This is a genomic window from Vibrio sp. E14 (genome assembly GCF_020515785.1).
In the GTDB taxonomy this organism is placed as follows: domain Bacteria; phylum Pseudomonadota; class Gammaproteobacteria; order Enterobacterales; family Vibrionaceae; genus Vibrio; species Vibrio diabolicus.
In genome coordinates, this window is the sequence record NZ_JAHPJI010000007.1 from 64,569 (window position 1) to 77,198 (window position 12,630).

The following is a 12,630-nucleotide window of genomic DNA, read 5'->3' on the forward strand; positions in this document are numbered from 1 at the left end:
GTTATTCTTTATCTTGTTGTTTAAACATCTCTGCTATCCCTGCAACCGAGCCCATTAGTCCGGTCGCTTCTAATGGAAGCATAATGATTTTGCCGTTTTCAGCTTGACCAATGCTTTTGATCGCTTCGGTATAGCCCTGAGCAATGAAGTAATTGACGGCTTGCATATCGCCTTTGGCAATCGCTTCAGAAACCATATAAGTCGCTTTTGCTTCTGCTTGTGCGGCGCGTTCACGAGCTTCAGCATGGAGAATAGCAGACTGCTTTTCGCCCTCAGCTTTTAATATCTCCGATTGCTTATGACCTTCAGCCTTTAAAATTTCAGCTTGGCGTACCCCTTCTGCTTCAAGAATCTCCGCACGTTTATTTCGCTCGGCTTTCATTTGAGCATTCATCGCCGCCGTTAGATCGGATGGTGGCTGTACATCTTTTATTTCAATTCGCGTGACTTTTACACCCCATGGGTTGGTGGCTTGGTCAACAATTGCCAGCAGCTTGGAGTTGATCATGTCACGCTGACTCAGCATTTCGTCCAACTCCATTGAGCCTAAAACGGTGCGGATATTGGTGAGAGTTAAATTTCTAATGGCATGTTCCAAATCGTTGACTTCATAAGCGGCTTTGGCAGCATCGATGACTTGAACAAATCCGACGGCATCAATAACTACGTTAGCGTTGTCTTTTGAAATAACTTCTTGCGCTGGAATATCAAGAACGCGCTCCATCATGTTGACTTTTTGCCCTATCTTATCAACAAATGGGATGATCAAGTTTAAGCCGGGTTTTAGCGTATGGGTGTAGCGTCCGAAGCGTTCGACTGTCCAGTTATTTCCTTGTGGCACCGTCTTAATGGCTGAAGATAAGATAACTACAGCAAGAACGACGAAAATACCGATGGTAATCAGTGAATCAATTGGCATGAGTTATTCCCTTAAGTGCATAATGTCCGATTCATTTTTACCTATTTATAGACAATAGACAATTGAAGTTCTGAGAACCTTAAGAGGTTATTGGTTTTTTATATAACAAAGGCCGGAATATCCGGCCTTTAGTTGAAGTTTCGCTTTCAGCGAGTTAGTACAGAATCGAATACAGCTGACGGCGATATTTGCTTGCTAATGCGTTGCCTTGACCTAGCGCGCTGAGAATATCCATAAAAGTCTTCTTCACTTCACCGTCTTGGGCGCCCAAGTCTTTTTTAAGAATATTCCACAGCAGTTCCAGAGCTTCTTCATCACGACCCACTTGGTTGTACTGTACCGCCAATTCACAAGCAAGTTCGAAGTTTGCCATGTCTGCTGCGTATGCTTGTTCTAGTCGTTGTAACTCAGGGCTATCTGCAGCCTGCAAATGCAGCTCGAGCTTGGCTATTAGACTCTTGTAGTAGTTATCTTGATACTCAAGAGGGATAGCGTTCAGTAGCTCTTGGGCGACATCAAATTGTTTGGTTTCTAATAAACAATCAGCCATCGCGAGTTTCACATCGCCACGCTCTTGCAGTTCTGGCGGCAAAGTGTGGATGATGCTTAAAGCCTGAGCATGTTCACCTTGCTGAAGAAGTTCACTGACTTGCTTTAATAGCTGTTCATCTGGGCTTGGCAAATGCTTTTGTAGCATGGTTGCAATGGCATCAATTGGCTGAGGGCCACCCAATCCATCGACGGCTTGACCATTTATAAACAGCGCGATAGTTGGCAATACTTGCACACCAAATTGAGACGCTAAAGCCGGCTGATCTTCACAATTTAATAAAGCAAGCGTAAATGCACCGTTGTACTGTTGAGCAAGAGATTGCAACTCAGGGAGTATCTGTGCGCTTTCTGGTTGAGCATTGGCCCAAAAGTGGATCAGAACGGGCGTGTTCATTGATCCTTCAAGAGTTTCGCGAAAGTTCTGTTCTGTTATCTCAACGATAAATGGGGATTGCATCAGAGTATCCTTGCTTTGTGTCTTGTCGTTGATAATAGATATGGAGTTGATTTAAGGGAAATTCAAGCGATGGTTGCTAATCGTCATCAATAATGAATCATTCTATTTTGTGAAAGGATGCGGTAAGAGAATAGTGTTACTGCTGAATAGGTGTAAGGCAAAAAGAAAACGCTGCCGAAGCAGCGCAGTTCTAATGCTATTTGTTAGTGCGGTATCAAAATAGGATGAACATGGTCAACACTACACCCACACTAAGCCAGTTAAGCTGATTTAATGTCATTGTTGCCTCGCAGTAGTAAAAACATTGCTACAAAACGTAATGGGTGGCGATACCAAATCTAAGCAACTCAATCACTTTAGGCGAAAGAATCCCCGCTGAATTGCGTAGAAATTGATTCGTTTGGTTGAGGTTTTTTTAACCTACATGTTCATAATGACATCACATTGTTACGGTGAAATTACATTTCGACAAAACTTTTTTATGCAGCCTGTCGCAAAATTTTATCAAGTACACGGGTTGGTAATAACCTTTTCAAGATTGCGAATAATTTAGTCGGCGTAGTAATTCGATAGCGAATTTTAGGTGAAGCGCTAGTTAATGCATGAAGAACAGGTGCGACGCAGGACTCTGCAGGTAAAACAAATCGATTATTAGATTTGTCTTTGTTGAGTCGCTCTCTTTGTCCTTCATAGGCGAGGCGGTGAGGGCTGGATTCAATATCAATCCACTTCTCGAAGGCTTTTAATGCATTATTTCTAAATTGAGTTTCGATAGGCCCAGGTTCTATCAATGCCACTTTGATATTCGTATCCGCAAGCTCTAGCCGTAGTGTGTCAGTCCAGCCTTCTAGGGCAAACTTTGACGCATTGTAGGCGCCGCGGTACTTCATTGCAGCAAAGCCAAGAACAGAACTGTTTTGTATTATGCGTCCTTCGCCTTGTATGCGCATGTGAGGAAGCACTTCTCTGACTAACTGGTGCCAACCAAAAAAGTTGGTCTGAAATTGAGCTTGAAGAGCCTCGGTGGGCAAGTCTTCCAATGCACCGGGCTGGCCATAGGCACCATTATTGAACACGGCATAAAGCTTACCCTCTGCTAGCTCTAATGCTTGCTTCACGCCCGAAGAAATACTTTCAGGGCTGTTTAGGTCTAGCTTGATGCAGGTTAGCCCTTCATTAATTAGACGTTGGACATCTTGCTCTTTCCTACAAGATGCTATGACATGAAATCCCTCGTTTTGCAGGGCGTGAGCGCACACGTAACCGATACCGGTTGAGCAACCCGTAATAAGAATCGACTTTTTCATAAATTAAGCCTCAAGAAACATTGAATGAGGTCATCATTCATCAGTTCCGGTCATGAAGCAAGTGCTTGAGTGCTGGCTCTATTCTGGAGTAGCTAAATTTGAAGCCAAGTTCGGTGAGCTTTTTGGGTTTTGCTCTCATGCTATCGAACAATAAGCAGGAAGATTCACCCATTAGGAGTTCCATTGCCCATTTAGGCGTGAACAAGATATGTGGTCGTTTGAGCGTTTTTGCCAACGTGCCGCTAAAGATACGGTTAGTCACAGGGTGAGGTGCGCACATATTGAACGCACCGTGGGCATGTGGTGTTTCAAGCAAGTACATGATGGCGCGGACCATATCCAGAATGTGAATCCAAGGCATGTACTGGTTACCGTTCCCGAGCGGGCCGCCTACGCCAAGTTTGTAAGGTAAGAGCATTTTCGCCAACGCACCGCCATTAAGGCCGAGCACCACGCCAGTTCGCAATAGACAAACACGTGTTTGTTCAGACTCTGCGCGTTTGGCTATTTGCTCCCACTTTGCACAAACCTCGTGAGGAAAGTCTTCACTGTTAACATGCAGGCACTCATCAAACGGGTGGTCTTGTTGATCGCCATAGTAACCAACGGCCGAGCCACTAATAAAAACAGCGGGAGGTTCTGTGCTGGCGTGGATCAGCTCAACGATTTGTTCGGTAATTTTCCAGCGACTTTTGCAGATTTTTTCTTTCTGCTCACTGGTCCATCTTTTATCTGCGATAGGCTCACCCGCAAGATTAATTATGGCATCAATGTGATTGAGATCGGCGAATGACTCAAGCGAGTTAAGGTATTCGATATTACCCAAATCAGCGTGTTGGAGGCGTTGTTTTGCATGCTCTGGAGAGCGTGTAAGTAGCATAACTTGGTGAGTGGATAGCAGCTTGAGCAACTCCGAACCAATAAACCCAGTGCCACCTGTGAGTAATATCTTCATGTTATCTCTTTGAATGTACACGTATTAGAACATTATAGTCGTTTTGTGCTGAGCTTGATCATCTCACGACTATTATTTCTAGGATAGTGGCAAGCCTGTAGCGAGGCTACTGACTTCACATATTGAAAAAATGTAACTAAATGTTATGCATGGCGCTAATTCGTTCACGGTAGGAGAACTAAATCTATGCCAGACTAAAAACATCGCTAACGGAACAAGCGTAATCAGTTTGCACCATCAAGGAGGATAGGTATGGAAGCATTTGTTGCTCTTTTTCGAGCGCTCCTTAATAGTGCTCGCGATCTGCTACCCATCGTTGTTGTTATCACTTTTTTTCAATTAGTTGTTTTGCAAGAGCCACTTCCTAATCTCATCTCCATTCTTTTTGGCTTATTGCTTGTGGTTTTAGGGTTAACGTTTTTTATTTTTGGTCTAGAGCTTGGTCTTTTTCCTATCGGAGAGAGTATGGCTCAAGCCTTTGCAAAAAAAGGCAGCGTATTCTGGTTGTTAGTTTTTGCGTTTTGTCTAGGCTTTGGCACCACGATCGCCGAGCCTGCATTAACGGCCGTAGCAGAAGAAGCATCAGAAGTTGCGGCAGAAGGAGGGATGATCACAAACTCAGAGCAATCGATGCAGGATTATGGACAAGGGCTACGAGTAACGGTGGCACTTTCGGTGGGGATCGCCATCGTTATTGGCGTTCTGCGCATCTTAAAAGGGTGGCCAATTCATTACATGATCATCGGCGGCTACGTCGGCGTTGTAGTCCTGACGTGGTTTGCACCGGAAGCCATTATTGGCGTTGCTTATGATTCTGGAGGTGTGACGACGTCGACTATCACCGTGCCTTTGGTCACTGCACTAGGGGTTGGTTTAGCATCGGCGATTAAAGGGCGCAACCCCATGGTGGATGGTTTTGGTTTGATCGCTTTTGCCTCGCTGCTACCGATGATGTTTGTGATGGTTTACGGAATGGTCGTAACATGATTTCAATTGAACATTTCCTAGACACTTTATTATCGACCGTTCGAGATGTCATTCCCATCGCCAGCATTATTTTTGGTTTTCAGTTAGCGGTGTTAAGGCGTCCAGTTAACAACCTTAAGAAGGTTTTGCTTGGGTTTGTTTATGTGATTCTTGGGCTCGCTCTTTTTTTGCTCGGATTAGAAATGGCTCTGTTTCCGCTCGGAGAGACCATGGCCGTGCAACTGACGGCACCGGAATTTTTACAAGAGTTTAAAGTCTCTGTGGGAAAAGCCTTAGTGTGGGTCGACTACTATTGGGTGTATACCTTCGCCTTTTTTATCGGTTTTAGTACCACGATTGCTGAGCCTTCTCTCATAGCCGTAGCGATAAAAGCAAACCAAGTTTCTGGTGGCAGCATCAGTATTAACGGCTTACGCGTGGCCGTTGCATTTGGGGTAGCCATTGGCATCGCGCTAGGGAGCTATCGGATTGTTGTCGGTGACCCTATTCACTATTACATCATTGCGGGTTACATCGTGGTTGTGATTCAAACGTTTTATGCGCCAAAGCTTATTGTTCCACTCGCCTACGATTCTGGAGGCGTCACGACTTCTACTGTCACTGTTCCGCTTGTAACCGCACTAGGACTGGGGCTTGCTTCTACCGTCCCAGGAAGAAACCCAATGATTGATGGCTTTGGCTTGATCGCTTTTGCCAGTCTGTTTCCTATGATCTCTGTGATGGGCTATGCGCAAATAACCCAATGGCTGAATAAAGATGTCTCGGAGGACGAAGAAAATGCGCTTTAAATTGATACTTGCGTTTGTTGAAGACAGCAAAACAGACAAGGTACTGGACGCTGCTCGCGAATCTGGCGCGACTGGTGCGACGGTGATTAATAACGCTCGTGGACAAGGTTTAAATCAAAAGCGAACGTTTTTTGGCTTAACGCTGGAAGTACAAAAAGATGTGCTGCTGTTTGTCGTTGAGGAGCACCTTTCTCGACACATATTAGAAACCATCAATGAAGTTGGTGAGTTCGACCGAGAGTCGGGGCAGGGCATTGCTATTCAGATCGATATTGAGGATGCAGTCGGTGTCGCGCATCAAGTAGAGACGTTGACCAAAGTGGTCGAGGATGAGTTATGAGCAGTCAAACGATAATTAGAGTTCGAGATGTAATGGCGGCTACTTATGTCATGGTTGATGGGCTAATGACAGTTTATGAAGGCATAACGTTGGCTAAAAAATACCAAGTCAAAGCGCTGGTGGTGAAAAAGCGAGATGACAACGATGAATATGGCATCGTCTTGATGAATGATATCGCCAAAAAGGTGCTGGCGAATAATCGCTCTCCACAGCGCACGAATATTTATGAGATCATGACCAAGCCCGCTTTGTGTGTCGACCCTGATATGAATGTGAAATATTGTGCGCGCCTATTTGAACGATTTGGCATTAGCCGAGCTCCGGTCATTGAAGATGGGGAGGTCATTGGCATGGTGAGTTATAACAATATTGTCATCAATGGCATGGTGCGAGAAGAAGTGTAATAGGTTGATATAAATGAAAAATCAACGCATTTTTTCTCAAGTCAGCGACTGTTACAAAGAACTAAAATATTTAATATATGTTAGGTTGCATATGTGTTAATTCACCATTATTCTTTGCGCCCTAAGTCTATTGTCGAGGAATTTGTATCATGCCTTTAGTCTCTTGCCCTGTGTGTGAGAAACAAATCTCAAAGCGCGCTCACGCATGTCCAGGATGCGGAGAGCCAGACCCGCTGCACCACCTAGCTAAGTCAAAATTTATGTCGATGGTGTTTTGGATACTGGTGTTGGTTGGAACTGCGTATGCCGCATGGTTCTATATTTTGCCTATGGTCATTGAATCATTGCGTTATCAGTAGTCGTTGGTTGAGCTGTCATAAAAATGCCGTAGAATGACCTCGTACTTTGTGAGGAGACGATGTCGTGAAACTATTTTTTGCCTCAGATCTGCATGGCTCTTTGCCAGCAACTAAAGAAACTATTGAGCTATTTTTAGCCTCTGGTGCGGAGCACCTGATTTTGTTGGGGGATACGCTAAACCACGGGCCAAGAAACCCGATTCCAGAAGGTTACAACCCACCGCAGGTGGCGGAGCTATTGAACCAATACAGTGATCAAATTATTTCTGTGCGTGGTAACTGCGATAGTGAAGTAGACCAAATGCTATTGAAGTTTCCAATGATGATGGATTACTCGTGGGTGCTACTTGAATCTGGCAAGAGAATCTTTTTGACTCATGGTCACTTGTATAACTCTGAAAAACGGCCGCCACTGCGTGAAGGTGATATCATCGCCCACGGTCATACGCATGTTCCTGTCGCAGAGATGCAAGATGGAGCCATTATATTTAACCCAGGCTCGATGACATTCCCACGTAATGGCTTACCGAGAAGCTTTGGTACTTTAGAAGACAATACGCTAACGGTAAAAACGCCAGAAGGCGAAGTCTTAGCACAAACCATGATTTAACGGTTTTACTAAGTAAAAAAATAGGGAGCGAATTGCTCCCTATTTTGTGTCTGAATGTCCTAAATCGCGTTCTGGGTCGATAATGTCTCTTACGCGCTGTTTTAGCACCTTTGCTTCAGGAAAGCCGCTGTCTTTTTTCCGTTCCCAAATTTGCTGGCCATTACAGAAAATTTCGAAGCGACCACCCGTATCTGGGTGTAAGCTGATCGTTTCTATTTCTTCGCTAAAAGTATGCAGTAGTTCTTGCGATAGCCAAGTTGAACGCAACATCCAGTTGCATTGGCGGCAGTAATAAATATCAATGATTACTTTATCCATGAAACTTTCCTTTTAATCGGTTTAAACTAGCAACTTGATACCCACGGCAAACGTGAGAATTTCGAATGCAATTTTAATCACTCGGTTGCTGTATCGAGTCGCGGCCCATGCGCCTAAACTGCCGCCTAGAAATGAGCTTAACAATAAAACAGGCAACCAAGCCCAATGTATCGGAGCGCCGGCTTGGACGACGGCAATGCCTCCAATGCCATTCCAAAACAGGCCGACACAAATCATGGTGTAAGCAACGGCTTGTTTATAGTTATACCCAAACCAGCGAACTAAAAATAATGTCACGAGCAGACCAGAACCTGCGGTCAGCGACCCGTTGATGATACCGATGAGCATTAGTCCGACACCGCCGATGACCCAACCGATTGGGTGACGGTTACGCATTACTTCAGCTTGGCCTAACGATTTCTTAAATCGTGAATAGATGCCGAGCGCGAGAATCATGCTCCCTAGCATTTTTTCCGCCATACCATCAGGTATTTGGACAATTAAGTTCGCCCCTAAGACTACGCCAATGCTGCCAGAGACTATAAGGTAGAGCGCGACCTTCCATTTAATTGTGCCTGCTTTTAAGTGTGTGCTTGCTGCCCCTAAGCCTAAAGCGACGGAAGCCACTTTATGTGTCCCCAGCGCAACCGAGAATGGCAAGCCGAGAAAGATGAGCAAAGGGAATTGAAGTAAGCCTGCACCGCCGCCAGAAAGCGAAGCCAGAGTATTGGCGATAAGTGAGCCGAAAAAGAGGGTGAGGGTATCTAGCCAATCCATAAGCAAAATAAAGGGGGGCGTCTTGCCCCCTTATCATCAAATCAAAGTTAGTTTTTAAACAGCACCGAAGAACCGTGGTTCAAGCTAGTGAGCAATAGCGTTTTTTCGTTCACGACATCAATACGGCGACTTTGCTCAGCATCAAGCTTAAAGATTTGAGTGATCAAACGTAGCTGTGCTTCGGAGAAGTCTTTTGATTGAGAAGATGAAATATCTTTAAACTCAGAAGGCGAAACCAGCAAATAGTTGTCACTTACTTCCCATCGCCCTTTTTCCGAGATATTAATCGTGGATTCTGCCGTTGAACCTTGAGCGAATAGTTTGATATTTGCTACGCGAATATAGTCTCCGTTAGGGAGATATTTCACATTTGATTCAACATTAACACGACGCAGTGGGCCGACAGGATCGTCAGGCAAGCTGTCTGTAATGACCGTCACCATGGTTGACTGCCACTCATTGGCAGTGAGGACCTGCTCCACTTTTAGGTCGCTACCCCAATATAACCAACCACTGAAAAGAACGGATACGGCCAAAACCGCAGATGCTAATTTTATCTTCATTCTGGCCTCCTTATTTACAGATATCGGTTGGGTCATTTTGACCAGCGAAAATACGCAATGTCACGTTCTCATATGAATGTTGACTGTCATGAATGTAGTTCAGAATCAGCTGATTGTTCTGGCCACCTGTAGCAATCACTTCTACCGGCATTGAATCTTCTGCATGGTATTTTACGTAGCGTTCAATGCACTGCTCAATGGACGGCAACCAACTATTGATTTGCGGGTGGTTCACTGGCGTCATCACAGGTACATTTTGATACTCACCAATCTGACGGAATTGGGATTCTGCAGGATTGGTGAAGAGCAATACACAAATAGGAAGCAGCAGAGACAAAAGAACGATCATACGCGGCAGCCAGTTATTCGTGTTGGCTGCTGGTTTTGGCTGTGCCTTAGGTAGTTCTACTTGAGGCTCTACTTCAGTCGTAGTGTCTGCAGCCGCTTCTGTTGACGGCGCGTCACTTGTTTCTATTTCCGCAGCGTGCGCTTCATTTTCAGAAGTGGCTTCTTCAACGTCAGTATTAGAGTCAGCAGATAATGGGCTTAAGCGTTCCACTGAACAAATGAGTTGATAACCGCGTTTAGGAACCGTTTTAACAAACTCTGGAGATTTTGTTGAGTCCTTCAACATCTTACGCAGAGTAGAGATCGCTTGAGTCAGGCTTGAGTCATCCACCTCAAAACCTTGCTCACGCCAAACAAACTCGTGAAGCTCGTTACGGGTTAAAACTTCGTTTGGTCTCTCTGCCAACATCAGAAGTATACGGCTTTCGTTGCTTCCTAATCGTACAACGTCGTTGCCGTTTTGTTGGTCAGCGAGCGAATTACTATTTGGATCAAAGGTGAACCTTTGAGCAAGTAGAAATTTGGTGCCGATGTTAGTCATTTAGTTCTTCTTAGATGGATGATGTTGTAATTATAGTGATTTATGTCACAAAATTACCGAAGCGCATGGAGTGCGCACGACATTTTAGATGCTTTTAGGCTGGTAGGATAATTAAATTTTTCTAAAAAAACACCGTTTTTAGCAATATTGACCTTGAATTTACATTTGTCAGCCACATGTTAAATGACATCTCAGTAAGGTAATTTCAAGGGGAAAGTCACAAACTTATCTCCATGAAAAAGCCAATTAGTTTAGATGTTATGGAGCACACATGAGCGAAACCGTATCTCAAAACAAAGAAACTCGTGGTTTTCAATCAGAAGTAAAACAACTACTGCATTTAATGATCCATTCTCTTTATTCAAATAAAGAGATCTTTTTGCGCGAGCTGATTTCTAACGCATCAGATGCATCGGACAAGCTGCGCTTCCAAGCGCTATCTAACCCAGACTTATATGAAGGTAATGCAGACCTTTGCGTGAAACTGTCGTTTGATGAAAGCGCAAATACCTTAACCATTTCTGATAACGGTATCGGTATGAGCCGCGATGATGTGATCGAGCACTTAGGTACGATCGCAAAATCCGGGACCGCGGAGTTTTTCTCAAAGCTGTCTGAAGAGCAGAGCAAAGACTCTCAGCTTATTGGTCAGTTTGGTGTTGGCTTCTACTCTGCGTTTATCGTTGCTGATGCCGTCACCGTACGCACTCGTGCTGCGGGCCTAGCCGCTGATGAAGCAGTACAATGGCACTCAGCCGGTGAAGGTGAGTACACCATCGAAAACATCACTAAAGAATCGCGTGGTACTGATATCATTCTTCATATGCGTGAAGAAGGTAAAGAGTTCCTAAATGAATGGCGTCTACGTGATGTGATCAGTAAGTACTCGGATCACATTGGCATCCCAGTTTCAATCCAAACTGTTGTTCGCGATGACGAAGGCAAAGAAACGGATGAGAAGAAGTGGGAGCAAATCAACAAAGCTCAAGCACTGTGGACGCGTAATAAATCGGATATCTCAGATGAAGAGTATCAAGAGTTCTACAAGCACGTATCACATGACTTTGCTGATCCATTGGTTTGGAGCCATAACCGTGTAGAAGGTAAAAACGATTACACGAGCTTGCTTTACATCCCATCTAAAGCGCCATGGGATATGATGAACCGCGACCACAAATCAGGCTTGAAACTGTACGTACAACGCGTGTTCATTATGGACGATGCAGAGCAGTTCATGCCGTCTTACCTACGTTTTGTACGAGGTTTAATAGACTCCAATGATCTGCCACTCAACGTATCGCGTGAGATCTTACAAGACAACAAAGTGACTCAGTCTCTACGTAATGCTTGTACTAAGCGTGTGCTAACGATGCTAGAGCGCATGGCAAAGAATGATGAAGAGAAATACCAATCATTCTGGAAAGAGTTTGGTCTTGTGATGAAAGAGGGCCCGGCAGAAGACTTCGCAAACAAAGAGAAAGTTGCAGGCCTATTGCGCTTTGCTTCAACTGAAGTGGATTCTGCGGAGCAAACCGTGGGTCTAGCTGCTTACGTTGAGCGCATGAAAGAAGGTCAAGATAAGATCTACTACTTGACGGCAGACAGCTATGCAGCTGCGAAAAACAGCCCTCACTTAGAGCAGTTCAAAGCGAAAGGCATTGAAGTTATCTTGATGTACGACCGCATTGATGAGTGGCTGATGAACTACTTAACTGAGTTTGACGGCAAGCAGTTCCAGTCAATCACAAAAGCTGGGCTCGATCTAAGTCAGTTTGAAGATGAAGCAGAAAAAGAGAAGCAGAAAGAAACTGAAGAAGAGTTTAAGTCGGTTGTAGAACGCACGAAGTCTTACCTAGGCGATCGTGTGAAAGAAGTTCGTACGACCTTTAAACTCGCTTCTACACCTGCTGTTGTGGTAACGGACGATTACGAAATGGGCACTCAAATGGCGAAGCTTCTTGCAGCGGCGGGTCAGGCAGTGCCAGAAGTGAAGTACATCTTTGAGCTAAACCCTGAGCACGAGCTGGTTAAGCGCATGGCTGACGAAGCGGATGAAGAGGCATTTGGTCGTTGGGTAGAAGTCCTGCTTGGTCAAGCAATGCTTGCAGAGCGAGGCTCAATTGAGGACCCAACGGAGTTCTTAGGAGCTGTTAATAAACTTTTGACTAAGGTGTAATAACCTCAGTACATCAAAAAGCTCGCATTTCGCGAGCTTTTTGTTTGTTGTCGTAAAATTTTGCATCTCAGGTGTTGAGTTAATAATCAATAGGGCGTGAAAGAGGGTATCGTTAACATTCTTTAGTCTTAATACACTCTTTGCGCGGCGAACCTGTGATAGAATCTGCGACTTGAATGTGAGTAATAAGGCGTGTATTTTTGCTCGCCTATATACGTTATACCGAAAC

15 protein-coding genes are annotated in these 12,630 nt (G+C 44.6%); 7 read left to right on the forward strand and 8 right to left on the reverse strand.

What is annotated here, in order from left to right; translation table 11 throughout:
• Nucleotide 1: 1 nt before the first annotated feature.
• The 4 genes from LIX84_RS17990 to LIX84_RS18005 form a co-directional block, all read right to left on the reverse strand.
• Nucleotides 2-919 carry an SPFH domain-containing protein gene (locus LIX84_RS17990; protein WP_005393087.1) on the reverse strand — a complete coding sequence of 306 codons (918 nt, stop codon included), beginning with the start codon at nt 917-919 and terminating at the stop codon, nt 2-4.
• 154 nt (nt 920-1,073) lie between these two features.
• Nucleotides 1,074-1,928, reverse strand: a complete 855-nt coding sequence (locus LIX84_RS17995; RefSeq protein WP_048626123.1) for a co-chaperone YbbN — start codon at nt 1,926-1,928, stop codon at nt 1,074-1,076.
• 479 nt (nt 1,929-2,407) lie between these two features.
• The gene (locus LIX84_RS18000) at nt 2,408-3,235 is read right to left on the reverse strand and encodes an SDR family oxidoreductase (protein WP_047009542.1); all 828 of its coding nucleotides are present in this window, start codon (nt 3,233-3,235) and stop codon (nt 2,408-2,410) included.
• 40 nt (nt 3,236-3,275) lie between these two features.
• Nucleotides 3,276-4,190: a TIGR01777 family oxidoreductase gene (locus LIX84_RS18005; RefSeq protein ID WP_226421895.1), complete on the reverse strand. Its 915-nt coding sequence runs from the start codon at nt 4,188-4,190 to the stop codon at nt 3,276-3,278.
• Between the two features lie 252 nt (nt 4,191-4,442).
• On the opposite strand from LIX84_RS18005, the gene LIX84_RS18010 reads away from it, so the two are divergent.
• The 6 genes from LIX84_RS18010 to yfcE all read left to right on the forward strand — a co-directional run bounded on the left by LIX84_RS18010 (nt 4,443) and on the right by yfcE (nt 7,678).
• A complete protein-coding gene (locus LIX84_RS18010) occupies nt 4,443-5,177 on the forward strand; it encodes a DUF1538 domain-containing protein (RefSeq protein ID WP_046874270.1) in 735 nt (244 codons plus the stop codon).
• A complete protein-coding gene (locus LIX84_RS18015) occupies nt 5,174-5,965 on the forward strand; it encodes a DUF1538 domain-containing protein (protein ID WP_046874269.1) in 792 nt (263 codons plus the stop codon). Before LIX84_RS18010 ends, LIX84_RS18015 begins: the two co-directional genes overlap by 4 nt.
• Nucleotides 5,955-6,305 (forward strand): P-II family nitrogen regulator, encoded by a 351-nt coding sequence (locus LIX84_RS18020; protein ID WP_167426810.1) that lies wholly within the window; start codon nt 5,955-5,957, stop codon nt 6,303-6,305. The genes LIX84_RS18015 and LIX84_RS18020 overlap by 11 nt, the downstream gene beginning before the upstream one ends.
• Entirely contained in the window at nt 6,302-6,709 is a 408-nt protein-coding gene (locus LIX84_RS18025) for a CBS domain-containing protein (protein ID WP_005393075.1), read from the forward strand. The genes LIX84_RS18020 and LIX84_RS18025 overlap by 4 nt, the downstream gene beginning before the upstream one ends.
• 149 nt (nt 6,710-6,858) lie before the next feature.
• Nucleotides 6,859-7,068: a hypothetical protein gene (locus tag LIX84_RS18030; RefSeq protein WP_005393073.1), complete on the forward strand. Its 210-nt coding sequence runs from the start codon at nt 6,859-6,861 to the stop codon at nt 7,066-7,068.
• A gap of 64 nt (nt 7,069-7,132) precedes the next feature.
• A complete protein-coding gene (gene yfcE / locus LIX84_RS18035) occupies nt 7,133-7,678 on the forward strand; it encodes a phosphodiesterase (RefSeq protein ID WP_005393071.1) in 546 nt (181 codons plus the stop codon).
• A 39-nt stretch (nt 7,679-7,717) separates the two neighbouring features.
• Here the strand turns inward: yfcE and LIX84_RS18040 are convergent, their stop codons facing one another.
• The 4 genes from LIX84_RS18040 to LIX84_RS18055 are packed head-to-tail and all read right to left on the reverse strand — an operon-like array spanning nt 7,718 to nt 10,225.
• Complete coding sequence (locus LIX84_RS18040; RefSeq protein ID WP_226421896.1) at nt 7,718-7,996, reverse strand: SelT/SelW/SelH family protein; 279 nt, start codon at nt 7,994-7,996, stop codon at nt 7,718-7,720.
• A gap of 21 nt (nt 7,997-8,017) precedes the next feature.
• Complete coding sequence (locus LIX84_RS18045; RefSeq protein WP_226421897.1) at nt 8,018-8,773, reverse strand: sulfite exporter TauE/SafE family protein; 756 nt, start codon at nt 8,771-8,773, stop codon at nt 8,018-8,020.
• A 47-nt stretch (nt 8,774-8,820) separates the two neighbouring features.
• Nucleotides 8,821-9,336 carry a transmembrane regulator ToxS gene (toxS, locus tag LIX84_RS18050; protein WP_005393067.1) on the reverse strand — a complete coding sequence of 172 codons (516 nt, stop codon included), beginning with the start codon at nt 9,334-9,336 and terminating at the stop codon, nt 8,821-8,823.
• A 10-nt stretch (nt 9,337-9,346) separates the two neighbouring features.
• Nucleotides 9,347-10,225, reverse strand: coding sequence for a transcriptional regulator (locus LIX84_RS18055; protein WP_005393065.1), 879 nt, complete (start codon nt 10,223-10,225; stop codon nt 9,347-9,349).
• 271 nt (nt 10,226-10,496) lie between these two features.
• On the opposite strand from LIX84_RS18055, the gene htpG reads away from it, so the two are divergent.
• The gene (gene htpG, locus LIX84_RS18060; RefSeq protein WP_005393063.1) at nt 10,497-12,401 is read left to right on the forward strand and encodes a molecular chaperone HtpG; all 1,905 of its coding nucleotides are present in this window, start codon (nt 10,497-10,499) and stop codon (nt 12,399-12,401) included.
• The last annotated feature ends 229 nt before the right edge of the window (nt 12,402-12,630 follow it).

What these genes read in the sequence shown, in the direction of transcription:
- toxS (WP_005393067.1), bottom strand. Translation starts at nt 9,336, where the DNA reads ATGAAGATAAAATTAGCATCTGCGGTTTTGGCCGTATCCGTTCTTTTC.
- LIX84_RS18040 (WP_226421896.1), bottom strand. Translation starts at nt 7,996, where the DNA reads ATGGATAAAGTAATCATTGATATTTATTACTGCCGCCAATGCAACTGG.
- LIX84_RS18025 (WP_005393075.1), top strand. Translation starts at nt 6,302, where the DNA reads ATGAGCAGTCAAACGATAATTAGAGTTCGAGATGTAATGGCGGCTACT.
- LIX84_RS18030 (WP_005393073.1), top strand. Translation starts at nt 6,859, where the DNA reads ATGCCTTTAGTCTCTTGCCCTGTGTGTGAGAAACAAATCTCAAAGCGC.
- LIX84_RS17990 (WP_005393087.1), bottom strand. Translation starts at nt 919, where the DNA reads ATGCCAATTGATTCACTGATTACCATCGGTATTTTCGTCGTTCTTGCT.
- LIX84_RS18005 (WP_226421895.1), bottom strand. Translation starts at nt 4,190, where the DNA reads ATGAAGATATTACTCACAGGTGGCACTGGGTTTATTGGTTCGGAGTTG.
- LIX84_RS18055 (WP_005393065.1), bottom strand. Translation starts at nt 10,225, where the DNA reads ATGACTAACATCGGCACCAAATTTCTACTTGCTCAAAGGTTCACCTTT.
- LIX84_RS18010 (WP_046874270.1), top strand. Translation starts at nt 4,443, where the DNA reads ATGGAAGCATTTGTTGCTCTTTTTCGAGCGCTCCTTAATAGTGCTCGC.
- LIX84_RS18020 (WP_167426810.1), top strand. Translation starts at nt 5,955, where the DNA reads ATGCGCTTTAAATTGATACTTGCGTTTGTTGAAGACAGCAAAACAGAC.
- htpG (WP_005393063.1), top strand. Translation starts at nt 10,497, where the DNA reads ATGAGCGAAACCGTATCTCAAAACAAAGAAACTCGTGGTTTTCAATCA.
- LIX84_RS18015 (WP_046874269.1), top strand. Translation starts at nt 5,174, where the DNA reads ATGATTTCAATTGAACATTTCCTAGACACTTTATTATCGACCGTTCGA.
- LIX84_RS18000 (WP_047009542.1), bottom strand. Translation starts at nt 3,235, where the DNA reads ATGAAAAAGTCGATTCTTATTACGGGTTGCTCAACCGGTATCGGTTAC.
- LIX84_RS18045 (WP_226421897.1), bottom strand. Translation starts at nt 8,773, where the DNA reads ATGGATTGGCTAGATACCCTCACCCTCTTTTTCGGCTCACTTATCGCC.
- LIX84_RS17995 (WP_048626123.1), bottom strand. Translation starts at nt 1,928, where the DNA reads ATGCAATCCCCATTTATCGTTGAGATAACAGAACAGAACTTTCGCGAA.